The sequence below is a fragment of the Mesorhizobium sp. BAC0120 genome (genome assembly GCF_033542235.1).
GTDB lineage: Bacteria > Pseudomonadota > Alphaproteobacteria > Rhizobiales > Rhizobiaceae > JAWRCU01.
In genome coordinates, this window is the sequence record NZ_JAWRCU010000002.1 from 503205 (window position 1) to 528438 (window position 25234).

General features: G+C 62.2%; 25 protein-coding genes and 2 tRNA genes. 11 read left to right on the top strand and 16 right to left on the bottom strand.

What is annotated here, in order from left to right; translation table 11 throughout:
* Positions 1-107 precede the first annotated feature (107 nt).
* Both SAZ10_RS05890 and SAZ10_RS33555 read left to right on the top strand, forming a co-directional pair.
* On the top strand, positions 108-317 hold the full coding sequence (locus SAZ10_RS05890) for a cold-shock protein (RefSeq protein ID WP_318608254.1): 210 nt from the start codon (positions 108-110) through the stop codon (positions 315-317).
* 583 nt (positions 318-900) lie between these two features.
* Entirely contained in the window at positions 901-1398 is a 498-nt protein-coding gene (locus tag SAZ10_RS33555; RefSeq protein WP_412535175.1) for a methyltransferase, read from the top strand.
* Here SAZ10_RS33555 and SAZ10_RS05895 read toward each other — a convergent pair.
* From SAZ10_RS05895 to SAZ10_RS05910, 4 genes are all read right to left on the bottom strand, one after another.
* Positions 1393-1791, bottom strand: coding sequence for an Hsp20/alpha crystallin family protein (locus tag SAZ10_RS05895; RefSeq protein ID WP_318608255.1), 399 nt, complete (start codon positions 1789-1791; stop codon positions 1393-1395). The genes SAZ10_RS33555 and SAZ10_RS05895 overlap by 6 nt on opposite strands.
* 31 nt (positions 1792-1822) lie before the next feature.
* Complete coding sequence (locus SAZ10_RS05900) at positions 1823-2245, bottom strand: Hsp20/alpha crystallin family protein (protein WP_318608256.1); 423 nt, start codon at positions 2243-2245, stop codon at positions 1823-1825.
* Between the two features lie 535 nt (positions 2246-2780).
* Positions 2781-4055: a hypothetical protein gene (locus tag SAZ10_RS05905; RefSeq protein WP_318608257.1), complete on the bottom strand. Its 1275-nt coding sequence runs from the start codon at positions 4053-4055 to the stop codon at positions 2781-2783.
* Between the two features lie 1420 nt (positions 4056-5475).
* Complete coding sequence (locus SAZ10_RS05910; protein WP_318608258.1) at positions 5476-6240, bottom strand: SDR family oxidoreductase; 765 nt, start codon at positions 6238-6240, stop codon at positions 5476-5478.
* A 364-nt stretch (positions 6241-6604) separates the two neighbouring features.
* Here SAZ10_RS05910 and SAZ10_RS05915 point away from each other — a divergent pair, with 364 nt between their 5' ends.
* Positions 6605-7261, top strand: coding sequence for an outer membrane protein (locus tag SAZ10_RS05915; protein WP_318608259.1), 657 nt, complete (start codon positions 6605-6607; stop codon positions 7259-7261).
* A gap of 70 nt (positions 7262-7331) precedes the next feature.
* On the opposite strand, the gene SAZ10_RS05920 is transcribed toward SAZ10_RS05915, so the two are convergent.
* From SAZ10_RS05920 to SAZ10_RS05935, 4 genes are all read right to left on the bottom strand, one after another.
* Entirely contained in the window at positions 7332-7928 is a 597-nt protein-coding gene (locus SAZ10_RS05920) for a glutathione S-transferase family protein (RefSeq protein WP_318608260.1), read from the bottom strand.
* A 52-nt stretch (positions 7929-7980) separates the two neighbouring features.
* Positions 7981-8676 carry a ribonuclease T2 gene (locus SAZ10_RS05925; RefSeq protein WP_318608261.1) on the bottom strand — a complete coding sequence of 232 codons (696 nt, stop codon included), beginning with the start codon at positions 8674-8676 and terminating at the stop codon, positions 7981-7983.
* A gap of 20 nt (positions 8677-8696) precedes the next feature.
* The gene (locus SAZ10_RS05930) at positions 8697-9146 is read right to left on the bottom strand and encodes a hypothetical protein (protein WP_318608262.1); all 450 of its coding nucleotides are present in this window, start codon (positions 9144-9146) and stop codon (positions 8697-8699) included.
* 236 nt (positions 9147-9382) lie between these two features.
* A complete protein-coding gene (locus tag SAZ10_RS05935; protein ID WP_318608263.1) occupies positions 9383-10231 on the bottom strand; it encodes a 23S rRNA (adenine(2030)-N(6))-methyltransferase RlmJ in 849 nt (282 codons plus the stop codon).
* Positions 10232-10305: 74 nt separating this feature from the next.
* Here SAZ10_RS05935 and SAZ10_RS05940 point away from each other — a divergent pair, with 74 nt between their 5' ends.
* Both SAZ10_RS05940 and SAZ10_RS05945 read left to right on the top strand, forming a co-directional pair.
* Positions 10306-12435 carry a molybdopterin oxidoreductase family protein gene (locus SAZ10_RS05940; protein WP_318608471.1) on the top strand — a complete coding sequence of 710 codons (2130 nt, stop codon included), beginning with the start codon at positions 10306-10308 and terminating at the stop codon, positions 12433-12435.
* Positions 12436-12563: 128 nt separating this feature from the next.
* Entirely contained in the window at positions 12564-13814 is a 1251-nt protein-coding gene (locus tag SAZ10_RS05945) for an RNA polymerase sigma factor (RefSeq protein ID WP_318608264.1), read from the top strand.
* A gap of 28 nt (positions 13815-13842) precedes the next feature.
* Here SAZ10_RS05945 and SAZ10_RS05950 read toward each other — a convergent pair whose 3' ends face one another.
* The 4 genes from SAZ10_RS05950 to purM all read right to left on the bottom strand — a co-directional run bounded on the left by SAZ10_RS05950 (position 13843) and on the right by purM (position 16812).
* On the bottom strand, positions 13843-14358 hold the full coding sequence (locus SAZ10_RS05950) for a histidine phosphatase family protein (RefSeq protein ID WP_318608265.1): 516 nt from the start codon (positions 14356-14358) through the stop codon (positions 13843-13845).
* Positions 14359-14449: 91 nt separating this feature from the next.
* Positions 14450-14707 carry a hypothetical protein gene (locus SAZ10_RS05955; protein ID WP_318608472.1) on the bottom strand — a complete coding sequence of 86 codons (258 nt, stop codon included), beginning with the start codon at positions 14705-14707 and terminating at the stop codon, positions 14450-14452.
* Positions 14708-15025: 318 nt separating this feature from the next.
* A complete protein-coding gene (purN, locus tag SAZ10_RS05960) occupies positions 15026-15733 on the bottom strand; it encodes a phosphoribosylglycinamide formyltransferase (RefSeq protein WP_318608266.1) in 708 nt (235 codons plus the stop codon).
* The gene (gene purM / locus SAZ10_RS05965) at positions 15730-16812 is read right to left on the bottom strand and encodes a phosphoribosylformylglycinamidine cyclo-ligase (protein WP_318608267.1); all 1083 of its coding nucleotides are present in this window, start codon (positions 16810-16812) and stop codon (positions 15730-15732) included. The genes purN and purM overlap by 4 nt, the downstream gene beginning before the upstream one ends.
* Before the next feature lie 275 nt (positions 16813-17087).
* Here purM and SAZ10_RS05970 point away from each other — a divergent pair, with 275 nt between their 5' ends.
* From SAZ10_RS05970 to hdaA, 3 genes are read left to right on the top strand one after another with little or no spacing between them, the layout of a single operon-like run.
* Positions 17088-17645: a CDP-alcohol phosphatidyltransferase family protein gene (locus SAZ10_RS05970; RefSeq protein WP_318608268.1), complete on the top strand. Its 558-nt coding sequence runs from the start codon at positions 17088-17090 to the stop codon at positions 17643-17645.
* Positions 17617-18798 carry an AI-2E family transporter gene (locus SAZ10_RS05975; protein WP_318608269.1) on the top strand — a complete coding sequence of 394 codons (1182 nt, stop codon included), beginning with the start codon at positions 17617-17619 and terminating at the stop codon, positions 18796-18798. Before SAZ10_RS05970 ends, SAZ10_RS05975 begins: the two co-directional genes overlap by 29 nt.
* Complete coding sequence (gene hdaA / locus SAZ10_RS05980; RefSeq protein WP_318608270.1) at positions 18782-19483, top strand: DnaA regulatory inactivator HdaA; 702 nt, start codon at positions 18782-18784, stop codon at positions 19481-19483. Before SAZ10_RS05975 ends, hdaA begins: the two co-directional genes overlap by 17 nt.
* Positions 19484-19510: 27 nt before the next feature.
* Here hdaA and SAZ10_RS05985 read toward each other — a convergent pair whose 3' ends face one another.
* The gene (locus SAZ10_RS05985; RefSeq protein ID WP_318608271.1) at positions 19511-19795 is read right to left on the bottom strand and encodes a hypothetical protein; all 285 of its coding nucleotides are present in this window, start codon (positions 19793-19795) and stop codon (positions 19511-19513) included.
* Between the two features lie 649 nt (positions 19796-20444).
* Here SAZ10_RS05985 and SAZ10_RS05990 point away from each other — a divergent pair.
* Positions 20445-21674 carry an amidohydrolase family protein gene (locus SAZ10_RS05990; protein WP_318608272.1) on the top strand — a complete coding sequence of 410 codons (1230 nt, stop codon included), beginning with the start codon at positions 20445-20447 and terminating at the stop codon, positions 21672-21674.
* Positions 21675-21749: 75 nt separating this feature from the next.
* On the opposite strand, the gene SAZ10_RS05995 is transcribed toward SAZ10_RS05990, so the two are convergent.
* Positions 21750-23024 carry a M20 family metallopeptidase gene (locus SAZ10_RS05995; protein WP_318608273.1) on the bottom strand — a complete coding sequence of 425 codons (1275 nt, stop codon included), beginning with the start codon at positions 23022-23024 and terminating at the stop codon, positions 21750-21752.
* 240 nt (positions 23025-23264) lie between these two features.
* On the opposite strand from SAZ10_RS05995, the gene SAZ10_RS06000 reads away from it, so the two are divergent.
* Complete coding sequence (locus SAZ10_RS06000) at positions 23265-23837, top strand: NADPH-dependent FMN reductase (RefSeq protein WP_318608274.1); 573 nt, start codon at positions 23265-23267, stop codon at positions 23835-23837.
* Positions 23838-23998: 161 nt separating this feature from the next.
* Here SAZ10_RS06000 and SAZ10_RS06005 read toward each other — a convergent pair.
* A tRNA-Arg gene (locus tag SAZ10_RS06005) sits at positions 23999-24075 on the bottom strand.
* Between the two features lie 33 nt (positions 24076-24108).
* Positions 24109-24414 (bottom strand): ETC complex I subunit, encoded by a 306-nt coding sequence (locus tag SAZ10_RS06010; RefSeq protein WP_318608275.1) that lies wholly within the window; start codon positions 24412-24414, stop codon positions 24109-24111.
* Between the two features lie 711 nt (positions 24415-25125).
* On the opposite strand from SAZ10_RS06010, the gene SAZ10_RS06015 reads away from it, so the two are divergent.
* Positions 25126-25202: transfer RNA gene (locus tag SAZ10_RS06015), tRNA-Pro, on the top strand.
* Positions 25203-25234: the final 32 nt, after the last annotated feature.

The following is a 25234-nucleotide window of genomic DNA, read 5'->3' on the forward strand; positions in this document are numbered from 1 at the left end:
CTTGTTTTTGCGCTTCGGCGTCTAACGATCTTCCTCTCAATTTCGACTGATATGGATTGGCTTTCGGCCAGACACCGAACCTGTATGCCGATTGAAAGGAAATCGTCATGACCATTGGAACCGTTAAGTTCTTCAACGCTACCAAAGGCTTCGGCTTTATCGCGCCAGATGACGGCGCCGCGGACGTATTCGTTCATATCTCCGCTGTCGAGCGTGCTGGCATGCGCACGATCGTCGAGGGCCAGAAACTCTCGTTTGACTTGGTACGAGATGAACGCCGTGGAAAGTCCTCGGCCGAAAATCTCCAGGCCGTATAAGGAATATCGCTTCCGGTCCTTGACCACGGATGTACTGGCACTGGCCATCGAGGCGATTGGGGAAGGTCGGGGAAGCCCGGCCTTTTTCGTTTGTTAGGAGTAGTAGATTATGCGACATCCAATCCCGACCGACGTTTTCAAGCCGAAGCCGACGAGTGGCGAGAGGAAAAACGAAGCGACTGCTCGTGCCGCGCAAAAGATCATCGATACCGAGAGATCAGCTCGCGAGGCAAAGACCCGAAGCCTGAGGCTGGCTCGGATGTCTAAGGAACAGGCCGAACCGGAGATAACGCCGGCAGCGGCAAATACCCGGCCACGCAAACGCAATTCGCCGACGTAACGGGCGCCCTTGCCGCCGGGCGAGCTCTTCGGCGCTAGTCATTCACAGTTTTGAGCTTGTTCGCTTCCCTAGCCCTTCCGGTCATTCCCGAAGTGATGGATCAGGTCGAGGGCTTCAGCCCGGCTAATCCATGCCTCCTAAGGCCGCCGGCCTTCAATTTATCGAGCCTCAGCTCGCCACGCTGGTCGAGGAGCCACGGACTGCCCCAACTGGCTGCACGAAATAAATATAACGGCGATCGCACTGAGCTATCATCGAGAAGGGCAGGGCGCGCGCCTTCACCCGGCGGGGCGCGAACGCGCCGGCGACTTCTTTGAGAGCGTTCCGAGCGGTGATCTTCAGGTTATCGAGAAGGTCGTCCACGATTGGGACGATAGGCGTGCCGCCACGATCCTGCGAAATTGCCGCAAGGCCATGCTACCGAACGGAAAGGTACTTGTGGGAGACGCTCGTGCCGTCGGGCGACGAACCGAACCAGATCAAAGGAATCACGTGGTCATGCTGACCGTGACCGGCGGCCTGGAGAGGATGGAGGCACAGGATGCAAGCCTGTTCGACGCAGCGGGACCACGGCTTGAACAAGTGATTCAGACCCAACAACCCATTTCCATCCTTGAGGCGCTGCCTTTTCCAACAATATGGGCCCGTCATCGCCGCGAAATTCGAAGGCCGCCCGCTAAGGCCCGGGCGGCTTCGAAATCGTCTTTGGCAAGCGGGGCTCGCAGAGCTCATCTCTCATGAAATTGCGATGCGACGGGGCAGAGCTGACTTCGCCTTGTTGAGGGTAAGCGTCAGTACGCCGTCGGCCAGTTCGGCGCTGATGCCGTCCTGGTCGATCTTGTCTGACAAGGTGAATCGGCGCGCATAGTGTCCCACATTGTATTCGGAGTAGACTGGTTCGAGGCCTTCGTATTTGACGAAGTCGATGTGACCTTCGACGCGCAAAACGTCATTCTCCAGCTGAACGAGAACGTCCTTTTTCTCGACGCCAGGCATCTCCATCACGAGAGTAAGCGCCTGCTCCGTCTCATAGATGTCAGTATTGGGCATGAAGTAGCGGGCCGGAACGGTCTTCTCTTCCTTCGCGGTGACCTCCTTCTTCTGCTGCACCGAAAGTTCCTGCGATTTCGCCATTGTTACCATCAGTGAGCCAGAGTTTGCGAGCTCAGGCGATCTTGACCGACCGGGGCTTGTCCTGCTCGGCGCGCGGTAAGTAGATCGCCAGAATTCCATCCCGGTACTCCGCCTTGACACGGTCAGCGTCTATGCGAACCGGAAGGGTGACGGCTCGATCGAAGCGCCCTGCTGAGCGCTCCCTGCGATGGAGGCTGCCCTTGTCATAGTCGATGGATTTGCTTCCTGCGATCCGGACGGAACTGTTCTTGACCTGGATATCGAGGTCTGACTTCCCAATGCCTGGGATTTCCGTAATTATGACGAAGTCGTCGCCTTTGCGAAACACATTAACCGGCGGATAAGCGCCGGTGCCGCTTAGGCTGGATCCCAGCCAACCACTTTGCCGGAACGTGTCCAGGGCCTGCTGGAGATTGAAAAGCGTTTCGAATGGATCAGCTATCAGCGTTGCCATGATTCTCCTCGCTTCTAAGGGTTACTAGTGAAGCCAGGGCGGAAGCGGCTGAAAGCGTGAACGTCACCCGCGGAAGGTCTTTCTCCCTGCCGCTTGGCACTCCCTGCCTTCGAGTGCTAATCGAATTAGGAAGCGAAAGGGTGGTGTTCAAGAGGGGGCGGTCATCGATGCGGTGCAGTTCGCGCACCGTGCCTGCGCGATCGGTGAGTGCGCAGGTTTGACCCGTTGCGGTCATTGTCGTCCGCCAAACGATGTTCCGCTAACAGCGCCAATCGGGCATTGCTGCACCGGGACGCGAACGTGACAGATGAGGTAATGCCAATTTTCGCCCCGGCGTGATGTGCGGCAGAAGCTTGTCAGGTCAAAATCCGTGGCGGATGGGGGCGGCCTCCCTGGCCGCCTCCGTGTAATACGCCGGATAGCCCGTCAATCGGAGCGACCGGCCGTCCGCATCTCCCTGACCCGTTGCATGACCTGCTCAAGACTGTGACTTGCCGGGTTCTGCGTCGGCGGGAAGTTGATGCCTCCCGGTGGACTACATCGGCTGGGCCGGACCGATTTGCGGGGCACGCACCGGTTTCGCCATTCCGTAGAAGACCGTCAGTCCATTGCCACCACATTGAGTCGAATGCGCTTCGCTGGCGTAGGGGGCAAAACAGCTCTCGGGTCGCTGCCAGTTGTCGGCAACCCAGACGTTGCCGGCCGGATCGATGGCGATGTCGGTCAAAGGCTGCATGCCGCCACCGACATAGCCCTCGGGCGGCGAGATCGGATCACCGGTCTTCATGCCCGGCGGACAGGTCTCAGTCCGTGCGCCGCAAAGATGGGTGATCGACCCGCCGGCGAAATTCGAGCTCCAGACCTGATCGTTGCCATCGATTACCACGCCCCAGGATCCCCAGCTGCCGCCGCCATGGAACGGTGAGCCGGGGGCCGGGGTCCCATCAGGACGCAACATCGAGATGCTGCCCAGCGAGCGGTTGGCGTTCAAATAGTCGAATACCACTCGATGGAATTGGCTGGTCTGACCAGTCAGCTTCAACTCCAGCAACTTCGCCTTGACGCCCAAGTCGAGCCCGGTGCCCAGAGTATTGGTGATCCAGGCATTGCCCTGGCTGTCGATCGCCATGCCCTTGCCGCTATGACCGCCGGTGGGGAACACTTGGACTTTCTCCGGATCGCTAGCGGGAAAACGCGCAACAGTGTCGCCCAAAGCGCTGGTGATCCAAATTCTGTCCTGCTGGTCGATCGCAAGGTGGAAAGCCCCGTTCAGTTTGCAGGGGCTGTCCTTGTTTGGCCTGCCGTCAGTGGACCTGCAGAAGAATTTCACTCTGCTGGGATCGCCCTCGGGCATGTAGACGACTTGGTCCTTCTCGAAGTCGAGCGCCCAAACGTCGCCGTTGGGCGCCACGATGATGCCTTGCATCACTCCGAGCTGCCCGCCGAAATTATAGCCCTCGGGCGGCGAAAGCGGTTTGCCCTCCTTGTCGAAGAGCGAGATCGTCTTGCTGCCCGTGCTCGTCACCCAGGCGCGGCCCTTTGAATCGATGGCCGTTCCGAAGCCCGGGCCTTCGATGCCGCCGCCCTCGAACCCCGTCGTCGCGGGAGAAAGCGGCTTTCCGTTTGGCGCGAATTTCGACAGGTTGCCGTCCCAGAGCGCGTCGCCCGCTTGCGAGCCGACTATGAAGTTGACGCCCGTCCAGGCATTGCCCTCGCCGTCGAACATGATCTTCCCCGGCGCATTGAGGCCGCCGCCGGTGAATTTGAGCGGCAGCACCCAGGCACTCGGCGCGTAGCTCAGATACGGCATGTACGGGGTGGCCCCTGAGGGTCTTGCCCTGGGGGATCGGATAGAACGCGTCGAGCAGCGCAAACACCCGTGCCGGCTCGTGCGACGGATACTTTGCGATTGCCTCGGCCGCTGCAAGGGTATTGGTTGGAGCCGCGCCTTTCGGCGGCGTCGCCGCGGCGAAGAGCCTGTCACACGCATCGGCGGCAACCCGCGTGATGCAGCCGGCAAGCACATTCGCCAACGTCGCGAAATTTGCCATCGTCGGAGTCTGGTTGCTGTTAAGCGGGTCCTCGATGGCCGGTCCCCAGCGCCCGCTTTCGAGATCAACGAAGTTGGGCACGTTGCCCGCGGCGATGCGCAGGCTGAGCGCAGGGCCCTTGATCGCGGTGCCCTCGAGGAACTGGTTGTGCGTCCACACCGACGCGACGGTTGTGAACTCATTGATCGTCACCTTTGCCGGTGACGTGTTGCCAAGCACAGCAATCAATCCGATCGCAGGATTGTCCCCACCGCCATTGGCGCCAACGGGGTCGCCGCCTGTGGCCACCAGGTAAAGGCTCGTATCGCTGTTCGGCGACTTCTCGACGGAAATCTCGAAGCGGCCATCGGCATCGGCCCGAACCTGGGCAAGTTGCGAAGCCGCGCTCGCCGTTGCGCTCCAGAGTATCACCGCGGAGTGCGCAATCGGTCTGCCGCCTCCTTGAACCTGTCCCTCAACGCGAAGGGCGGCCGCGGCGATATCGCATGTCCAGACAAGCAAAGCCGCGGCAGAAAGCCTGACGAAGAGGCGCCTCAAGCACATGATACGTGCGTTGTCCATGTTCACTCCCGATCTATCAGCAATAGTGGTCGTGGGCAGGCGAGCATGAGCGCTGCCCGGTGCGGGTTGGTGTTGCTGCCTTCATGTGCGTGCCCCTTGGACGGACCTGCCGGTCAGGCGTGTTCGTACCCGGACCAAATCAGCGTCCGAAATGGCGTCGGTTAGCCGTCATTCACACAGGTCGAGCTCAAGGACCGTTCGTGGCGCGACTGCGTCCTTCCCGAACCGGAAATTCTGACCTTTGTCCGCCATTCGGTCGGCGGCATTTCAAGGCGAATTTGCGAACAAAAGCGATCTTCGCCAACATATTTTGATGGGACTCCCTTGAAGGGCGTGCTCCGTGCAGCGCACCAGAGACGAAGTTGCTGGCCGCCATGGTCGGAGAGGACGGCCAACCAAACTCAGTTGGCGTGCAGTAGGCGTTCCGGGACGGCGGCAACAGCGGTTGAACGCCGCCGGCGGAACAAAGCGGCAATCCCCGTGGGAATCTCGTGTGAATTTTTGTCACGAACCGCCCAAAAAAGTCACACGAGACCTGTTTTGTCCCCTTTTTCCGCGCGATGCGAAGCCCGCCTTAGGTAACGAGAAACAAAAACTTTTTCGGGCTTTTCAAGAAGGTCACTCTTTCATGCCGGTCACATCGGGCGTCTGCCAGGCAAGGTGCTGGCCGCCATCGAGCGCTATCATCTGGCCAGTTACCGAGCGCGCCTCCCATAGATATCGGATTGTCGCGCCGAATTCACCAAGGGCAGGACCGTGTTTCATGATCAAGCCGTCGATCTGGGCGTCGAAATCGGACGGGTCCTGCCGCGAGCTCGCCAAGGTCGGTCCTGGACCGATGGCGTTGACGCGCACCTTCGGCGCGAGGGCCTGCGCAAGCGTTCGCGTTGCCGTCCATAGCGCCGATTTGGAAAGCGTGTAGGAGAAATATTGCGGCGTCAGCTTCCAGACGCGTTGGTCGATGATGTTGACGACCAGGCCTTCTTGGCCTTCCGGTAATTGCGCCGCCAGTTTCGATGCCAGAAGCACCGGCGCCTTGAGGTGAATGGCGAAATGCCTCTCCCAGATTGCGAAATCGGGATCGAGTGCAGAATCATCCTTGAAAATAGATGCGTCGTTGACCAGCAGCCGGATCGGTCCGAGTGCGGCGGATGCGCGCTCGATCAAGGTCTCTGCCTGCCTGATTTCGGTGAGGTCCGCATTGACGGCCGCTGCTTTGCCGCCGGCCCGCGCGATCGCTCCCGCGAGCGCCGCCGCCTCGGCGGTAGAGCGGTTGCTGTGAATTGCGACGGCAAAGCCGTGGGCGGCCAGATCCTTGACGATCGCAGCGCCGATGCGCTTCGCGCCGCCGGTAACCAGAGCGACTTTGTCAGAACTGTGCATATCTCACCCGAACGTAAACACCGGCCACAGACCCTGTTCACAGTTGAGGCCTCAATGTGGTCGCCGGCAGAAAAGAGATGCCTCCCATATTGCAGCTGCTGCCGAGATATAGGGCGCAAAAACTCTTTAAAAAGGGCAGCTTAGCGGCAGTTCCGGAATCGTCCTGACATCGCCTGTTGCAGCGCAGCAACATCATTTTTCCGTCTTAATGGCGTCAGCCTATTTCCTCATTTGTGGCTCCGGTCGGCCGCATTTGGATACGACATTCGGAACTGCGAGGCGCAGGGGCCGTTTGTTCCTCCCGACGACCCGTGCGCCCTTCGGAACCCAATCTCGGCGGTTCTCGCGGCATTAGGAGTAAGGAATGCAAGCCAAGTTTCGTTTCTCGCGGCCCGCAGCCGCTTTCGGTCTGATCGCGCTCCTCGGCGCGGCTCCTGCCTTTGCAGCCGACGTGGTTCAGGAGCCGCCACCGGCCGCACCGGTCGAAACCCCGCCGCTGCCCACTTGGGAAGGACCTTATGCGGGTATTTCGCTCGGCTACGGCTTTTCAGGTACCGTTTCGGCACCTCTGACGGGCGATATGAACACCGACGGTTTCGTCGGTAACGTCTTCGGCGGTTACAACTTCCAGGGCGGCCCCTTCGTCTATGGCATCGAGGGCGATGTCGGCTACACGCATGTGACCGGCTCGAACGGCATCTCCGATTCCGAGAGCAGCTGGGACGGCTCGCTCCGCGCCCGTCTTGGCTATGCGGTGACCGACGATATTCTGCTGTACGGCACCGCCGGCGGCGCCGCCCAGCGCCTGAAAGTCAGCGACTTCACCGGCTCCGACAGCAACACCATGCTCGGTTGGACGGTCGGCGCCGGCTCGGACATCAAGCTGACCGAGAGTGTCTTCGGCCGTGTCGAATACCGCTATACAGACTTCGGCTCGAGCGATTTTACCACTGGCCTCGGCACGCAGTCGATCGACTCGAAGGAGAACAGGGTCACCTTCGGCATCGGCATGAAGTTCTGATTGAGTAAGCGTATCCCGAGTTTACGCGTATTCTGAGTTGCGGAAGCCGGGCCTCGTGCCCGGCTTTCTCTCATCCGTGCGGCAGATAGGGCAGGAGCTCGGGAAACTTCTCGTCGAATCGGGTCGCCCAGCCCTTTAGCTCCGTTCGTCCTTGCTCCCATTTGCCCGGGAAGCGCAGATCGAGATAGGCTAATGTGGCCCGCAGCGCCAGGTGTCCCGCCGTCACCTTCTTTGGAAGATCAGGCGTCGAGGATGCCAGTTGATCGAGCGCGCGCGCTGCTTTCTCCCATTGCCGGTCGAGCCAGGGCTGATGAACCTTTTCTTCAGGCCGAGTGCGGCGCTCGTAGACGTGAGCGAGCAGGCAGTCGCAGATGCCGTCCGCCAGAGCCTCGAGCCTTTCGGCCGCGGTCCGCTCCTCCGGATTGCTGGGGAAGAGCGCGTCGCCCGAGATGCGATTGAGGTATTGCGTGATCGCCCGACTGTCGAAAATCGCTCCGTCGTCGGTGATGAGCACGGGAATCTTGCCGAGCGGATTGTTCTCAAGCAGCTCCGCCGGGTTGGCGTTGGTGTCTACCATCCTCGCTTCGAGCGGAATCCCCGCATAAGCCGCCGCCATCCTGACCTTGGCGCTATAGGGCGAGGCGGGTGAGTAGAGCACTGTCGGCACCGCAATTCCTTTTATCTTGCGTGATCTCTTTGTCAGGGGGGTAGGCAGCGGGCTAGCTGCCGCGCACGGGCGGCATCACCGCCTTATCAAGTCGGCACTCGCGCCGGTCGATCTCGGGGCAGGGGCGGAACTGCAGGTCTTTGGTCATGCAGATGCGTACCTCGCGCAGGTACCGCTTGTCGCAGGTGACTGCGATGCCTTCCGCCGGCAGGCCACCATTCGCATTGAGGAATGCCGCCTCGGCCTCGCGAGGCGCAACCGTCAGATAGTCGTCGAGGCGCCGGAATAGTTCGGGGATCTGCACCTTCTCGCGGGCCGCGCGAAGCACCCTGAAATAGTCGTCCTGCGAAAGACCTGCGCAGGCGCCATGCCGCTTCCATTCATGGCGGATCAGCCCGGACGACGGCATGACGTCGTAGAGCCCTCTGATCGTTTCATTCGCAACTTTGGGATCGCTGGTCACGCAATCTTCCGGATAGCCCCGTTCGAATTGCGGCCACAGCCCGTGGACGACGAAGGCGTAGGGCCGCTGAGCCCTGCATTGCTGCTGGTTTGCGTCCTCGCCTTCGGCCTCGCAATAACTCGGAGACCAGGAGAGCGCGAGCACGTAGAAATCGAAGCCCTTGCCGACTGGCACCTCGGTCGAAGAAGTGGCTGGCGCGTCCGGCGGTGCGGATTCGGAAGACTGTTCGCAGCCTGAAACCAGAAAAGCACAACCAATTGCCGCCGCGAGCGCGGCGGCGCGCATGACGCGTGTCGTGGCTGGCGTCAGCGCAGGACCCGGCAGCTGCCGTTATAGACCAGCCAGCGATCGAGGCCGGACACGCAGAACTCGACATTGTCGCCGATGCCGATGATCCCCATTCCATCCTCGACCAGATACCAGATCTTGCGCTTGTACCCGTCCGACATCAGCACCTTGGCGGCGCAATAGCGACGCGCTATCGGCCATTCCTCACTGTAGGGAAAATAGCGGTCCTCGCTGATGTGCCTGAAATCCGTGATCCTGAGATCGGGCCGATGGAGGACGTTGAACGCCTGGGTCTGAAACCGGTCCGTGATCATGGAAAGGACATAGGGGTCGTCGCAATAGCGAGGCACGAGATTCGACCAAATCCCTACGGGCGGGCTCTCGTAAATCAGGTCTGAGGCCGATGCCGCATGTGACCAGAAGCCAGCAAAGGCTGCCAACAAAGCTGAGACAAGCAATCGGCGCATGGAACGTCTCCCCGGTGAACGGTAGGCACCCAACTCCGAGGCGGACTTTGCGCGGACACTCCTTCCCGGTCAAGCGCCTGTCGATGATTTCACGGAAGGCGTTGCAGAACCGCCGCAGGGTTTAAGCAGGTTCCGCAAAATTGTCCCACGGTTTTGCGATAAGAAGCTGCGACAAACAAAGGAATCTAAGCAGGCATTCGTGGGTTAGCCCACGACGCCTGCTCAGGGACTTCCCGTCACTCACCCGCGATCCAAACGGTCGCAAAGCTCGCCCCGGGGCCGTCCGCCAGGATCTTCGAAAGCGCCGGCAGCAGCAGCTTCATCTCGCCCTCCAGCGTATAGGGTGGATTGACCACCACAATTCCGCAGCCATCCAGTTGCGGCTCGGGCGAGGGGGCGCGGGTTTCCAGCGAGATATCGAGGATCTTTGGAATGCCCGTCTCTGAGAGTGCCCGGCGGAAACGGGCCACCGCAGCGCGATCCTTGATGGGATACCAGATCGCATAAACGCCGCCTGGCCAACGGCGATGCGCCTTGGCGAAGGCCGCAACGATTCGGTCGAATTCACCGGGCTCCTCAAATGGCGGGTCGACCAGCACCAGCCCGCGCTTCTCCTTCGGCGGCAGATGCGCGCCAAGCGCCAACCAGCCGTCCAGCTCGATCACGCGTACCTGTATGTCGGCGGCAAAGAGCTTCTTGAGGGCCGACGCATCCTGCGGGTGAAGCTCGATCGCAAACAACCGATCCTGCTCGCGCAGCAGGCGGCGGGCGATCAGCGGCGAGCCGGGATACTCGGCGACCCGACCAGCCGCGCCACCAAGTCCGACAGCGTCGAGATAGGGCGTAAGCAGTGCCTCCACGTCCGGCGCGAAGCGCTGGCCGGCGAGCCGCCCGATGCCGTCGCGCCACTCGCCGGTCCTTGCCGCCTCTTCGGACGACAGATCATAGAGGCCGACGCCTGCATGGGTGTCGATGACCCGGAAGGCGGCGTCCTTGCGTTTCAGATATTCGATGATGCGCGTCAGCACGACATGCTTGACGACATCGGCAAAATTGCCCGCGTGAAAGACGTGGCGATAATTCATCCTTACGTCGCCATGAAATCTTTTGATTGATCGCGCTCTACACGCTGCCGCGCGAAACGGCTAGGTTGCGCGCCATGAACACGCATGTCCGCACTGCCGAATCCCAGGCCCGAGTGAAGATCGGTCATTCGGCGTGTCCGCATGACTGTCCCTCGACTTGCGCGCTTGACGTGGAGATACTCGGCCCGAACCGCATTGGCCGCGTCCACGGTGCCAAGGACAATAGCTACACGGCCGGCGTCATCTGCGCCAAGGTGGCGCGCTACGCCGAACGCGTCCATCATCCCGATCGGCTGCTGAAGCCGCTCGTGCGTGCGGGTTCCAAGGGCGACGGTCAATGGAAGGAGGCGAGCTGGGAGGCCGCGCTGGACCTCGTCGCCGAGAAGTTCATCGCGGCCGAGGAAAGATACGGCAGCGAGACGGTGTGGCCCTATTTCTATGCCGGCACGATGGGGCTGGTGCAGCGGGACGGGATCGAGCGGCTGCGCCACGCCAAGAAATATTCCGGATATTTCGATTCCATCTGCACCAATCTCGCCTGGACCGGCTACGTGATGGGGACGGGTTCGCTGCGCGGCGCCGACCCGCGCGAGATGGCGAAGTCGGACTGCGTCGTGATCTGGGGCACCAATGCGGTGGTCACTCAGGTCAATGTGATGACGCATGCGGTGAGGGCGCGCAAGGAACGCGGCGCCAAGATCGTTGCAGTCGACGTCTACGAGAACGCCACAATCAAGCAGGCCGATCTGGGCCTTGTGCTCAAGCCCGGAACCGACGGCGCGCTGGCCTGCGCGGTGATGCACGTGCTCTTCCGCGACAATCTGGCCGACCGTGCCTATCTCCAGAAATACACGGACGATCCGGCCGGGCTCGAAGCGCATCTTGCCACGCGCACGCCCGAATGGGCCTCGGCCATCACCGGTCTTTCGGTCGAGGAAATCGAAACCTTTGCGCGTATGGTCGGCACCACGAAGCGCACATTTTTCCGGCTGGGCTACGGCTTTGCACGCCAGCGCAATGGCTCGGTGAACATGCACGCTGCGCTGTCGATCGCTGCGGTGACAGGCTGCTGGCAATATGAGGGCGGCGGCGCATTCCACTCCAATTCCGGTATCCTGAAGCTGGCGACCGACACGCTGGAAGGCAGCCGCCTGCGCGACCCGAATATCCGCCATCTCGACCAGTCGCGCATCGGCCCGATCCTGACCGGCCGTCCCGACGCGCTCTACGGCGGGCCCCCCGTGACGGCGATGCTGATCCAGAACACCAATCCCGCCAATGTCGCCCCCGAGCAGCGGCTGGTAAGGCGGGGCTTTCTGCGCGACGACCTGTTCACCTGCGTGCACGAGCAGTTCATGACCGACACGGCAAAGCTGGCCGATGTCGTGCTGCCGGCGACGATGTTCCTCGAGCATGACGACATCTACAAGGGCGGCGGCAATCAGCACGTCACTCTCGGTCCGAAGCTCATCGATCCGCCGGAAGGGCCGCGCACCAACCACTACGTTATCGAAGAACTGGCGAAGCGGCTTGGCGTCGCCGAGATGCCCGGCTTCGGCCTCACCGAGCGCGAGCACATCGACCTGCTGCTTACCAGGCACGGGCTGACATTCTCATCGCTCGAGGCGCAGCGCTGGGTCGATCTGCAGCCCGACTTCGAGACGGCACATTTCCTCAACGGCTTCGGTCATGCCGACGGCAAGTTCCGCTTCCGCCCGGACTGGACCGGCACTATCGCACCCAACCGGCCGCCGAAGAGCATGGGAATCTACGGCCCTTACGATCGTCTGCCCGAGTTCCCCGACCATGTCGATCTTATCGAGGTGGCGGACGAGGAGCATCCGTTCCGGCTGGCGACTTCGCCGGCACGAAACTTCCTCAACTCGACCTTTACCGAGACGCCGAGCTCGAAGGAGCGGGAGATCAGGCCGCAGCTGCTGATCCACCCCGAAGACGCCTCGAGGTTGGGCCTCGGAGAGGGCGAGCGTGTCGAGATCGGCAATGCCCGCGGGGAGGTGGTGCTGCATGCGAAGCTGTTCGACGGCCTGAAGCGCGGCGTGGTGATTGCCGAGGGCGTCTGGCCGAACAGCGCGCATGAACGCGGCGAGGGCATCAACGTGCTGACCGGCTCGGATGCGCCCGCGCCCTACGGTGGGGCCGCTTTTCATGACAACAAGGTGTGGGTCAAGAGGGCAGGGGAATAGGGGAGTAAGGGAGTAGGGCAGTAGGGGAATGGGTAAAGCAGCATTGAGATCTGCTACATACGAGCGACTCCTGTCCCCTACCTATTCCCCTACTGCCCTATTCCCTTACTCCCCTCAGAGAGCATCTCTTGCCGAGTGAACACCGCACGATTGAAACCGTCTGGCGCATCGAGCAGGCGAAGCTGATCGCCTCGCTGACACGGATTGTGCGAGATGTCGGGCTTGCCGAGGAGTTCGCACAGGAGGCGCTGGTCGCGGCGCTGAAGCAGTGGCCGGCGCAAGGGGTTCCTGACCGGCCCGCCGCCTGGCTGATGGCAACGGCCAAGCGGCGCGCCTTCGACCATCTTCGCCGCAACAAGATGCTCGATCGCAAGCATCAGGAGATCGGCCGTGAGCTCGAGGCCGAGCGCGACCCGACTGCGGAATTAAACGAGGCGCTCGACGACGAGATCGGCGACGATCTGCTCAGGCTGGTTTTCATCTCCTGCCATCCCGTGCTCTCGCCGGAGGCGCGCACGGCTTTGACGCTGAAGCTGCTTGGCGGGCTGTCCACCGAGGAAATCGCGCGCGCTTTCCTCGTTCCGGAGCCGACGGTCGCGCAGCGCATCGTGCGCGCCAAGCGGACGCTGGCCGAAGCAAAGGTGCCGTTCGAGGTGCCGCGCGGCCCTGAGCTCGCGGAGCGGCTCGCTTCGGTGCTGGAGGTCATCTACCTGATCTTCAACGAGGGCTATTCGGCGACCGTCGGCGACGACTGGATGCGGCCGCAGCTCTGCGATGAGGCGTTGAGGCTCGGCCGAATCCTTGCCGAGCTTGCGCCGAAAGAAGCCGAGGTGCATGGCCTCATCGCCCTGATGGAGATCCAGGCCTCGCGCTCGCGCGCCCGAGTGGGGCCGGGCGGGGAGCCAATCCTGTTGCTCGACCAGAACCGCACCGTTTGGGACCAGATGCTGATCCGCCGGGGGCTTGCCGCATTGGACAGGGCCGAGGCGATCGGCGGTGTGCCGGGACCTTATGTGCTGCAGGCTTCCATTGCGGCCTGCCACGCACGCGCCACCACTGCCGAGGAGACCGACTGGAAACGGATTTCGGCCTATTATTCAGTTCTTGCGGTGGTCGCGCCATCCCCGATCATCGAGCTTAACCGGGCTGTCGCAATGGCCATGGCATTCGGCCCGGCAGAGGGGCTGAGGCTGGTCGACGGGCTCACCGGGGAGCCTGCATTGAAGAACTATCATCTGCTGCCCAGCGTACGTGGCGATTTCCTATTCAAGCTCGGGCGGCTGGACGAAGCTCGTGTCGAATTCGAGCGCGCCGCTGCGATGACCCGCAATGTTCGCGAGCGCGAGCTGCTGCTGGCACGCGCGAGTGAGTGTGGGTAATTTCGGGTAAGTGCTGGGGGACGGGAAGCTACCCCAAATCCCTGGCGCGCAGGCAATGCGTGAGGCGAGCGGCTCCCGGGCCGAGTTCCTTCCAATTGGCCTCGAATTTGAAGCGCGCCAGCGCAGCGGTCGGAAACTTCTCGCGAAGCCGGGCGAGGGCGCTATCGTCTGAATTGTCGCTGGCAAGCTGCCGGGCGAGCTCCTCGAGAGCCGGATTGTGGCCGAGCAGGAGGAGCGTTTCCACTTTTCCGGGCACTCGCCTTATCTGGGCAAGCAGGTCTTCGGACGACGCGTCATAAAGCTTTCTCGGAAAATCGGCGGAGGGCGCATCCGGCAGTTCCGCCGCGACCAGCTCCCAGGTCTCGCGCGAGCGTGCCGCCGGCGAGACCAGGGCTTGCTCCGGCAGCCAGTCACGGGCAGCGAGCTCTCGGCCCACGCGCTTGGCTGCCTTTACCCCGCGCGGCGCGAGCGGCCTGTCGAAGTCCGCAAGCGAGGTATCGTCCCAGCTCGATTTGCCATGGCGGAGGAGGAGCAGGTTTTTCATCGTTTGCCCACGGACATTTCTCCACGGGTTCTTTCTACCACCGATCCACCCGTGACGCTTGGACCCCGTCAGGATGGCAGGTGGCTGATGGTCAATTGATGTACACCACTACATAGCGCCCCTGATAGGGCTGGTAGTATGTCGGGCCGCAGCGCCACACGGTCACTCCATTGACGCTCGTTCTGACGCAGCCCTTCGGTAATGCGTTCACATATGTCGTGGATCGCCGAATGACCCGCCGCGTTGTGCGCCGTGCGACCCCCGCGGCACTGCCGGGAGTTGCCGGCCTGCCGACGACTGCCTGAGCGTCGGCGACAACCGACAATTCCGGGACGGTTGTCGACGTCATGTCGGTCAAAAGAAAGGCCAGGCCAATGCCGATTGTCCATTTGCGAATGGTATGGTTCATTGCTGCATCTCCTCCGAGTGCATCGTGATCAGGACTACGACGCAGCCGGCTTCAGCTGGAATACGAAGGGATGGTACTTGGCTTCTGATTGCCGTTGCATCCCATATTGTTGGCATGCAATCCGTCGCGCAGGTCGAGGCGACAGTGAAATGCCACGTCCAAGATGAGCGGTGGTCCGGCGAACGGAACGACCTTGGATTCTGACTAAGAACCGTCGATGCCCGGAATTCGCTGGCGTGATCGACCAGGGTGCGGCAGCTATGGCGTGAACCGCGCCAGGTCTTCGAGATTGGGCACTGCGGGGCTGATCTCCGGAGCGATGAGCGGGGCCGAACTGCGCTCGAAGCCTTCCCCAAGGTCGAAGACAGCGCGGCTGCCTTCCATGCGTACGCGGCCATCCGCGACGAGCCGCAATGCGAGCGGATAGAGCTGGTGCTCTGCCTTGAGCACGCGGGCTGCCAGCGAGCCTTCCGTGTCCGACGACAGGACCGGCACGGCAGCCTGCGCGATGATCGGCCCGGAATCGACCTCCGGCGTCACGAAATGCACCGTGCAGCCGGAGAGCCGCACACCCGCCTCGATCACGCGGCGGTGCGTGTCGAGCCCGGTGAAGGCAGGGAGCAGGGCAGGGTGGATGTTGATCATCCGGCCCTGCCATGTGTTGACGAAGCCGGGCGTCAGCAGCCGCATATAGCCGGCAAGCGCGACGATCTCGGCACCGAGCGCCTGGATGGCGGCGTCGATGGCAGCATCATGCGCTTCCTTGCTTGCAAAATCGGCGCGCGGGATGATGCGCGCGGGGATCTTGCGCTGGTTCGCGATGATCAGGCCCGGCGCGTCGGGTTGATCGGAGATCACGCCGGCGATCTCGGCCGGAAAGGCGGGCTCGGCCGCGGCCTCGATCAGCGCAGCCATGTTCGAGCCGCGGCCTGAGATCAGGATGACGGTCTTCTTTGCCATGCTCATAGCGCGATGGTCCCGCGATAGATGACGCCGGCGTCGCGGCGCGGCACGATACGGCCGATGGGCGTCACCGTCTCGCCCGCCTCCTGAAGGATGGCGGCGACCTGCGCCGCCTGGCCGCCCGAAACAACCGCCACCATGCCGACGCCGCAGTTGAAAGTGCGCATCATCTCCTCCTCCCGCACGCCGCCCGTTGCTGCAAGCCATGAGAAGACGGGCGGGACGTCGATCGAGGAAAGGTCGAGTTCGGCCGCGAAATCCTTGGGGATGACGCGCGGGATATTGTCGGGGAAGCCACCGCCGGTGATGTGGGCCAAAGCCTTCACGCCATGCGTGCCGCGGATCGCCTTGAGGATCGATTTCACATAGATTCGCGTCGGCTCGAGCAGCGCCTCGGCAAGCGTCGCGTCGTCGGCGAAGGGCGCAGGATCGCTCCATTTCAGCCCGGACAGCTGAACGATCTTGCGGACCAGCGAGAAACCGTTCGAGTGAACGCCGGACGAGGCAAGGCCGAGCAGCACGTCGCCTTCGACGACGTCATCGGTCGGCAGCAACTGCCCGCGTTCGGCAGCGCCGACCGCGAAGCCTGCGAGGTCGTAGTCGCCGTCGCGATACATTCCCGGCATTTCCGCCGTCTCGCCGCCGATCAGCGCGCATCCGGCCAGCTTGCATCCCTTGACGATGCCGGAAACGATCGCGGCGCCCTGGTCGGGGTCCAGCTTGCCGGTCGCGAAATAGTCTAGAAAGAAGAGCGGCTCGGCGCCTTGCACGACGAGGTCGTTGACGCACATGGCGACGAGGTCGACGCCGACCGTGTCGTGCCTGCCCGATTCGATGGCGACCCTGAGCTTGGTTCCGACTCCATCATTGGCGGCAACCAGCACCGGGTCGGCAAAGCCGGCAGCCTTGAGGTCGAACAGTCCGCCAAAGCCGCCGATCTCGCTGTCGGCGCCCGGCCGACGGGTCTGACGCACCAGCGGCTTGATCTTGTCGACCAGAGCATTGCCAGCATCGATGTCGACGCCGGCCTCGGCATAGGTGAGCCCGTTCTTGCTCTCGCGCTTCTTCTTTTTTCCGCCCATGGCTCTTCCGTCTGGCCGCGCCTGTTGCCTAGGCTCTTTGCATGAACCGGAAGGTGCGGCAAGACGGCGGCTCCCGGGGACGGTTTACTTTTTGCAGGCGGCGCGACTTGGGTGGAAGGGATGCCGCTTTTGCGGCAATGTAAACTGTCGGCGGTGGCCAGCATTGAACGGTGGACAGTCCGCGCGTTCGCGCTGGTATGTTGCCAAAGAGCGCCGGCCAGCCCATTTAGCGGGAAGAAACGTCCACAGAGTAACGCCCGACCTGGAAACGCCGATTGACCGCTGCCAATCTGATCACGATCCTGCGTTTTCTGCTAGTGCCGGGCGTCGTATGGGCGCTTCTTTCCGGGCGCGTGGACTGGGCGTTTGCGGGTTTCCTCACTGCCGGTATCTCGGACGGCGTTGACGGCTTCATCGCCCGCCAGTTCAACCAGCGCTCCGAGCTCGGCGCCTATCTCGACCCGATGGCCGACAAGGTGCTGCTTGTCAGCGTCTTCGTGGTGCTGGGCTTCATGGGCGAATTGCCGCTCTGGCTCGTGGTGGCCGCGGTGACGCGCGATGCGCTGATCGTCTGCGCCGTGCTGCTCTCCACCATCATGGCCAAGCCCGTTGCCGTGAAGCCGCTCTTCGTCTCCAAGGCGAACACGGCCGTGCAGATCGTGCTTGCTGCGATCGTGCTGGGAGAGCTCGCCTTGGGCGTCAACCTGGGGCTGGTCCGCGAGGTCCTGATCTTGCTGTGCGGGGTCTTGACCGCTGCTTCCGCCGGAGCCTATCTCGTGCCCTGGCTGAGACATATGACCGGTAATGGCGAAGGCGCGGCCCGAAGCGGATGATGCAACTGCGAATGCTGCGCTGACGGCGCGGCTTCGCGGACAGATTCGTTTTTGGACGGTCACAGCCATCGTCCTTGCGCTATTCCTCTATATCTTCAGCGGCATCCTGCTGCCGTTCGTCGCAGGCATGGCGCTCGCCTATTTCCTCGATCCCGTAGCCGATCGCCTGCAGCAGTTCGGGCTGTCGCGCTTCATGGCGGCGATCCTGATTCTGGTCGCTTTCATCGTTGTCCTCGCAATCGCGCTGATCATCATCGTTCCGATCCTGGCTTCTCAGCTTTCTGACTTCATCGGCCGACTGCCGCAGTATCTCTCCAGGCTGCAGGAGGTGATCACCAGCTTCGATCCGCGCTGGCTGGAACAGACCTTCGGCGTGAACCTCGGCGCGCTGCGCACCGGGCTGAGCTCGCTCATCAGCCAGGGCTTCAGCTTCGCGACCACTATTGCCGAGTCCATCTGGAGCTCAGGTCTCGCCCTCTTCAATATCGCGAGCCTCTTCGTCGTGACGCCGGTCGTCGCCTTCTACATGCTGCTCGACTGGGACCGCATGGTCGCCAAGGTCGACAGCTGGGTGCCGCGCGAGCATGTGGCGACGGTGCGGGCGATCGCGACCGACATCAACACGGCGACAGCCGGTTTCGTACGTGGGCAGGGTACCCTCTGTCTGGTGCTTGGCATCATGTACGCAGCCGGGCTCACGCTCGTCGGTCTGAATTTCGGCATATTGATCGGCCTTTTCGCCGGCCTGATCAGCTTCATCCCCTACATTGGCTCCCTGGTCGGGCTGGTCCTGTCGATCGGGGTGGCGATCGTACAGTTCTGGCCGGACTACTGGATGATCGGCGCGGTTCTGCTGGTCTTCCTCATCGGCCAGTTCATCGAAGGCAACATCCTGCAGCCGCGCCTGGTCGGAAAGAGCGTGGGGCTGCATCCTGTCTGGCTGATGTTCGCGCTATTCGCCTTCGGCGCGCTGTTCGGCTTCGTCGGCCTGCTGGTTGCAGTCCCATCTGCCGCGGCGATCGCAGTGCTGGTGCGCTTTGCGCTCAGCCGCTATCTGGAATCGCCGCTCTACACTGGTGAGCCCGAGGAACTGCCAGTGGCTGCCGAAAGGCCGCAGAGGCGGACTGTAAAGACCAATGCCACCAGAAAATAGGCCGCGCCAGCTTCCGCTCGATCTTGTCCATCGCGAAGGCCGTTCCCGCGATCACCTTGTCGTGTCGGAGGCCAACAAGGCGGCCGTCGCGCTCATCGATCGCTGGCCCGATTGGCCCTCGCCCGTGGTGGTGCTTGCCGGACCGACGGGCTCGGGGAAATCGCATCTCGGCGCGATCTGGCGGGAGATGTCGGGCGCACTCGTGCTCGATCGTCGGACGATAGGCGATGCGGTGGAGTCTGCCAGCAAGGGAAGGACGCTCTTCATCGACGATGCGGACGCCGGCGGGCTAGACGAGACCGGCCTGTTCCATGCCATCAACGCCGTCCGTTCGGCAGGCACGCACATGCTGCTCACCGCGCGGCGATTCCCTCAGGCCTGGGGCGTTGGTCTGCCGGATCTCTCATCGCGGCTGAAGGCGGCGGCAACCGTCGAGATCCGCGAACCCGACGATGTCGTTCTCGCAGGTGTGATCGCCAAGCTGTTCGCCGACCGTCAGGTCGAGGTCGATCCGCATGTCGTGCAATTCCTCGTGCGCCGCATCGAGCGCTCGCTCGCCACTGCGATCAGCGTCGTCGAACGGCTCGACAAGGCTGCCTTGGAAGAGAAGACGCGCATCACGCGAGCGCTTGCCGCCGAAGTGGTGAGTTCGCTGGATGAGGGGCAGGGGGAGTTGGACCTGTAGCCGGCAGTGCAGGGCCGGACGCCGCCCCTACCTACGAAGCCGCTCGAAAACGGCCTCGGCAAAGAGCATGATCCCGACGATTATGCCGTTGGAGAGGAGCCCGACTCCGATCTGTGCGGAGACCGGGTCGGCAGCGTTAGAGGCCATGGCGGTCGGGATAAGCACCGCGACAAAGACGAGGCCAAGCGCGATCGGCAGCCACCGGTGATGGCCGCCGCCGGATGGCCTGGCTGCCATGAAAAGCAGCGCAATTAGGAGCCCCATCCGAAAAGGGTCGGCAAGCTGCCCGACAATGATATGCGCGACTTCCATCTCTCTCCCCCGGTCACCCACCGGCTCGAGCGTTCCTGCCTCGGCATTTTTTGCGAGCGACAGGCGATCCCGGCAGGACGGCCACTGCCATTGATCCTGTTGCGTTTTCGTTGAGAACTTTCAATCCTGTTCTCGCTTTGGACCGCCGCCGTCAGGAACGGATTTGCAATTCCGCATACCCCCTTATAACCGAACCCTGTTGCGCACCAGAGACAGCGCCCGAAGCCCACATAATTCGGCTGCGAGTTATCACGTAGCAGCGAAGGCTGGCCCGGTCGGCGTTGATGCTGGACGGTTGGGTGCAAGGACTAGCTGGCAGCATAGCCGGTGCCGGTCGTTGCCTCGACCTCGGTTCACGTACGCCTGCCTTACAGGCGCGAAATGCAACCGGCCTCGATCCCCGGACAGAGGCCTGCACAAGCGCTTTGCCCGGATCGAGTTTCAAGCAGATGTGTCTTGATTGTCGGCCTCGACAGCACAGTTCCTGCCGTAAGCAAAATCAGCGAGTTTCTCAGTCCATAGGGGCTTGCGGGAGGTGCGTCGTGCTTCGCTTGCGCAATCGGCCGCGGCTGATGCCCGCCGGGCATCGTGGCGGGCGAGACGCACGAACCAGAAGGGGGGCGGCGGCGAGCTAGGTTAGGAGGCTCCCATGCCCAAGACCGTCATTATCTGCGGAAACCTGTTCGACGGTGTCAGCGACGCATCGCTCGGTCCGATGGAAGTTTTGGTCGAAGATGGCACCATAACCGAAGTTTCCGGCTCGGTCGGCCGGCCAGGCGATGCGAAGGTCCTTGATCTGAGCGACCGCACGGTGTCTCCAGGTTTCATCGACACCCATGTTCACCTTTGCGTGGACGGACTGAATCTGGCCCGGCAGACACTTCAGTGTTCCCCTGTCAAAGCACTCGCAGGACTCCATTACGCCCAGCAGTACATGCGCTTCGGCTTCACTACTCTTCGGGACATGGGCGCGCTCGACCCGGAATGGCCGACCCTTAATTTGCGCGACGCCATCGACCACGGTCTGGCGCGTGGGCCGCGCCTGATCGTTGCGGCCCATATGATCAGCGCAACCGCAGGGCACGGCGATATGCAGGGCATGTTCCCCTGCCGCTGCCATATGGGATTGTCCAGGGTCGCGGATTCGCCGGCCAAAATTCGCGAGCTGGTACGGATGGAGCACGCGTTCGGCGGCGATTGGATCAAAACGCTGAACACCGGCGGCTATATGAGCGCCGGTGATGATCCGGCGAGAGTGACATGGTTCGAAGACGAGATGCTGGCTCTCGGAGAGACGTCACAACAGCTGGGCCTCCCTTTGGCGGTGCATACCGGCGCCGCGGAAGGATGCAAACAGGCGCTGCGTGCCGGCGCGCGCAGCCTGGAGCATTGCTACCTGATCGATGACGAAGGCATTGCGATGGCGGAGAAGGCAGACGCGTTTCTCGTTCCCACCATGCAAATGACCCGCGAGGACAAGGCGCTCCTGCTGGCAGGAAAGCTTCCCCAACATGCGGTCTGGAAATTCCGCCGTGACGTTGCCGCGATCGAGGATGCGCAGAGGCGCATGGCACGAAGCAATGCGAAGATTGCGTATGGAACGGATTGCGGCATGTTTCCCTTCAGCGATGGAATTCTCGAGTTTCAGGCGATGACTGCGGCTGGCCTCAGCCCGGCGCGGGCGTTGAAGGCAGGCACCGCCGTGGCGGCCGAGTTGTTGCAACGCGATGATATCGGCATGCTGGCGCCGGGCAAGCTGGCCGACATTGTCGCAATGCCGGGAGACCCGTTCGAGGATATCGCCGTCACCGCGAAAGTGGATTTTGTGATGAAGGGTGGTCAGGTCTACCGGCACGGATCCTTCGATCTTCTCCAGTGACGGGGCCGCTCGCCCTGAAAATTCGATGCGCTGGTGTCGAGCTTCCGCATTTTCGGACAGTCCAGGCAGACTAGGTCAGCTTGTGCCCAGCCATGCCAGGGCGCCGACGACGAGCGTCTCGACGCCTGTCTCCAAAGTGGGATGCAGAATGGGCGCGAATTGCGGGCTGTGATTGACCGGCAATTCGTTCAGCTTGCCGGCCGCTTTGGCTTTTGCATAAGTCTCGGGATCATTGCCGCCCACGAACCAGAACACAGATGGCACCTGCCAGGCTGTGCCGAAGCAGCCGAAGTCTTCGCTCGCCGGCGCGGGGCCGGTGTGCTTCACGCGGTCGGCCGAAAAGTAGCCGCGAAATGCCTCCGCGATACGGTTGCTCGCCGTCTCGTCGTTCACGTTCAAGGGATAGCGGTCGAGCGGCGTGATCTCTGGCTTGCGGGGAGCGCCCGAGGCCTCGGCCTCGGCATTGACGATTCTCTCGATGGCGTCGAGCACATGCTTGCGCACGCCCGGGTCGAAAGTCCGCACATTGAGCTTGATGACGGCGTCGTCGGGGATGACGTTCTCCTTGGTGCCGGCCTGCAGCACGCCGACCGTGAGCACCGCGGCATCCGTAGCCGCAACTTCGCGGGAGATAATGGTCTGGAGCCGCAGGACGACCGATGCCGCCATCACCACGGGATCGATACTGGCCTGCGGCATCGACCCATGCGCGCCGCGCCCGAACAGACGGATCTGGAGGCTGTCCGCCGCAGAAGTGATTGGTCCGGCGCTTCCGGCGACGGTGCCCGCGGGACCGACCATGACGTGCTGTCCAAGCACCACGTCCGGCATGGGGAAGCGTTGGAGCAGGCCGTCATCGATCATGGCCTGGGCCCCTTGGGCCGTTTCCTCACCCGGCTGGAAGACCGCCATCAGGGTACCCTTCCAGGCATTGCGCGCCTGCGACAGCAGGGTCGTAGCCGCGACGAGCCACGCTACGTGCATGTCATGGCCGCACATGTGCCCCACCGGGACGACCTTCCCCTCGGCGTCCGTCGCCGTCACCTTGCTCGCATAGGCAAGGCCGGTATTTTCAGCGATCGGCAGGGCATCCATGTCGGCGCGCAGCATGACCGTCGGCCCCGCGCCGTTCTGGATCAGTCCGACCACGCCCGTCTTTCCAACGCCGGTTGTGACTTCGTAGCCCGCTTTCCGGAGCCTGTCGGCGGCAATCCCCGCCGTGCGGGTCTCCTGCATCGACAATTCAGGGTGGGCGTGGATATCCTTGTAAAGCGCTTCGATGTCGGGCAGCAGCTTGGTCATGCCCGTCAGGACAACGGAAGCGCCGTCGGCGTGAGCGTTCCCAACCATGGCGGGCTCCTTCGTGCTCGACCCTCCGCAGCCTGGAACGACTGGGATGTTACCTAGGAGCATCCGCAGCGACGGTAAGACGGTTTCCTTCCGATCAACGTATCGTGAAGTTTGCTGCCAATGCTGCAGCGGCACAATTCGGCTGACATTCGGTTTCGAGAGGCGAAACACCGAGAAACGATGTCGAGGGATGCCGGGTCGTGCCCGATCGGACAACGTCCGACGGAACAGGAGAACCTCATGACCACGCACAAAGTTGGCTATCTGATCGGCAGCCTCGCCACGGCCTCCATCAACCGCAAGCTCGCCAAGGCCCTGGTAAAGCTGGCACCTGCCGAACTAGAAATGTCGGAGATTTCCTTCAGGGATCTGCCGCTCTACAGCTACGACTATGACCCCGACTATCCCCCGGTTGCCAAGGCATTCAAGGCCGCCATCGCGGCCGTCGATGCCGTGTTGTTCATCACGCCCGAATACAACCGATCCATACCAGGTGCCCTGAAGAACGCGATCGATTGGGCGAGCCGGCCCTACGGCACCAATTCCTTCGCGCGCAAGCCCTCGGCGGTCATCGGGACATCGCCCGGCGCGATCGGCACCGCAATTGCCCAGCAGAATTTGCGCAGCGTGTTGAGTTTCTGCAATTCGCCCCAGATGAACGCGCCCGAAGCCTACATCCAGTTCACTCCGGGGCTGATCACGGACGATGGCGAAGTCACCGACGCAAGCACCGCCGAGTTCCTGCGCACCTTCATGCAGGATTACCATATCTTCGTTGCCAGAGTTCGGTCGGTGCTGCCCAAGGACGCGTAGAGCCTTGTTCCTGCAGATCCGCAGGCCGATTGCCGTGCCGGGACTTGGAGCAAGCCTGCCGTCCCGACGACTTGCATTCTCGAACGTGTCCCTCGGTCGTCAGGCGATGCAGGCGAGGTCGTAGGTGAAGAGGATCATGCCTCGTCAAATAAATTGAAAAGTGGCGATCCCGGCAGGATTCGAACCTGCGACCATCGGCTTAGAAGGCCGGTGCTCTATCCAGCTGAGCTACGGGACCGTGGTTCACCGCGCCTAGGGAATCTTTACAGCCCTAATGCGTCCAAGGCGTTTTGCGGTCATAGCGGAAATTCTCCGCGTAGGAAATCTGCCTGCGCTTGGGTTCCTTCGGCATTTCGACGCGGTAGGCAATGCCGTTCTTTTCAGCATAGGCGATCGCTTCCTCGCGCGTCTCGAACACCAGCCTGATCTGGCTCTTCATGTCGCCCGAAGAAGTGTAGCCCATCAGTGGATCGATCTTGCGCCGCTGCTCGGGCTCGAATTCGAGGACCCAATTGCCGGTCTTGGCCGTGCCGGACTGCATGGCGGTCCTGGCTGGGCTGAAAATGCGTGCGGACATGCTCGGAACCTCGGGTCTGCGCTTCGTTGCGCACCGTTTAATCAAAAATGTCTTGTGGCGAAAGGGTGCTCAAATAGGTCAGGGCAGGGGCCTCGCGCAACGGCGATGTCTACTTGCCGCCACCTGAGGGCTGCAGACGGGCCATTGGCGCCGGCGGCACTGCCCCGGTATGCAAGAGGCGCGCTGTTGAGCGCGCCTCTTGCGACCGGCTTCGCAAAAGGTCGAGCGGCCAACTCGCCGCGCTATTATCGAGGCGGAGACTAAGGCGCCCGAGCTAGCGGAAGCGCGAACTTGCGTCGGCGTAGGCGAGTGTTGCCACGAAGATGCCAAAGACAACCAGGACGGCAGCGACGACGAGCACAGTATCGGTGGACATGATGAACCCCATTGAGCTTGGCCATCGATGACAGTGTCCAGCCGCAATGGTGTTGATCTAGATCAATGGCAGCCTCGTCCCCTCCAGCCGCTAGCTGCGAGAGTGACCCCGCCGGTGTTGCCTTCCGCAGTTCAGCAGACGGCTTGATGGGCGGTAAGAACGAAAACCAGCTGAGAGCCAGAGCCTCGCTTCAACCCGGTATCGTCGATGAACCGACATCAAATTTCACGATGCCACGCGCGAGGCAGGGGAGACACTGATTCTGCGACGTTTCGGTCCTGGCTATTTTTCGCACTTGCCTTCAAGGCTTTGAGAAACTAGGTGTCGCGCTTCGTCGGAGTGTAGCGCAGCCTGGTAGCGCACCTGATTTGGGATCAGGGGGTCGCAGGTTCGAATCCTGCCACTCCGACCATTGTTTTTTCGGCTGAGGGTAGCTGACTCGCC

Bases quoted from the DNA above. Each gene is read 5' to 3' on its own strand.
- SAZ10_RS05890 (WP_318608254.1), top strand. From the start codon at position 108: ATGACCATTGGAACCGTTAAGTTCTTCAACGCTACCAAAGGCTTCGGC.
- SAZ10_RS05895 (WP_318608255.1), bottom strand. From the start codon at position 1,791: ATGGCGAAATCGCAGGAACTTTCGGTGCAGCAGAAGAAGGAGGTCACC.
- SAZ10_RS05900 (WP_318608256.1), bottom strand. From the start codon at position 2,245: ATGGCAACGCTGATAGCTGATCCATTCGAAACGCTTTTCAATCTCCAG.
- SAZ10_RS05905 (WP_318608257.1), bottom strand. From the start codon at position 4,055: ATGCCGTATCTGAGCTACGCGCCGAGTGCCTGGGTGCTGCCGCTCAAA.
- SAZ10_RS05910 (WP_318608258.1), bottom strand. From the start codon at position 6,240: ATGCACAGTTCTGACAAAGTCGCTCTGGTTACCGGCGGCGCGAAGCGC.
- SAZ10_RS05915 (WP_318608259.1), top strand. From the start codon at position 6,605: ATGCAAGCCAAGTTTCGTTTCTCGCGGCCCGCAGCCGCTTTCGGTCTG.
- SAZ10_RS05925 (WP_318608261.1), bottom strand. From the start codon at position 8,676: ATGCGCGCCGCCGCGCTCGCGGCGGCAATTGGTTGTGCTTTTCTGGTT.
- SAZ10_RS05930 (WP_318608262.1), bottom strand. From the start codon at position 9,146: ATGCGCCGATTGCTTGTCTCAGCTTTGTTGGCAGCCTTTGCTGGCTTC.
- SAZ10_RS05935 (WP_318608263.1), bottom strand. From the start codon at position 10,231: ATGAATTATCGCCACGTCTTTCACGCGGGCAATTTTGCCGATGTCGTC.
- SAZ10_RS05940 (WP_318608471.1), top strand. From the start codon at position 10,306: ATGAACACGCATGTCCGCACTGCCGAATCCCAGGCCCGAGTGAAGATC.
- SAZ10_RS05950 (WP_318608265.1), bottom strand. From the start codon at position 14,358: ATGAAAAACCTGCTCCTCCTCCGCCATGGCAAATCGAGCTGGGACGAT.
- SAZ10_RS05955 (WP_318608472.1), bottom strand. From the start codon at position 14,707: ATGACGTCGACAACCGTCCCGGAATTGTCGGTTGTCGCCGACGCTCAG.
- purN (WP_318608266.1), bottom strand. From the start codon at position 15,733: ATGAGCATGGCAAAGAAGACCGTCATCCTGATCTCAGGCCGCGGCTCG.
- purM (WP_318608267.1), bottom strand. From the start codon at position 16,812: ATGGGCGGAAAAAAGAAGAAGCGCGAGAGCAAGAACGGGCTCACCTAT.
- SAZ10_RS05975 (WP_318608269.1), top strand. From the start codon at position 17,617: ATGGCGAAGGCGCGGCCCGAAGCGGATGATGCAACTGCGAATGCTGCG.
- hdaA (WP_318608270.1), top strand. From the start codon at position 18,782: ATGCCACCAGAAAATAGGCCGCGCCAGCTTCCGCTCGATCTTGTCCAT.
- SAZ10_RS05985 (WP_318608271.1), bottom strand. From the start codon at position 19,795: ATGGAAGTCGCGCATATCATTGTCGGGCAGCTTGCCGACCCTTTTCGG.
- SAZ10_RS05990 (WP_318608272.1), top strand. From the start codon at position 20,445: ATGCCCAAGACCGTCATTATCTGCGGAAACCTGTTCGACGGTGTCAGC.
- SAZ10_RS05995 (WP_318608273.1), bottom strand. From the start codon at position 23,024: ATGGTTGGGAACGCTCACGCCGACGGCGCTTCCGTTGTCCTGACGGGC.
- SAZ10_RS06000 (WP_318608274.1), top strand. From the start codon at position 23,265: ATGACCACGCACAAAGTTGGCTATCTGATCGGCAGCCTCGCCACGGCC.
- SAZ10_RS06010 (WP_318608275.1), bottom strand. From the start codon at position 24,414: ATGTCCGCACGCATTTTCAGCCCAGCCAGGACCGCCATGCAGTCCGGC.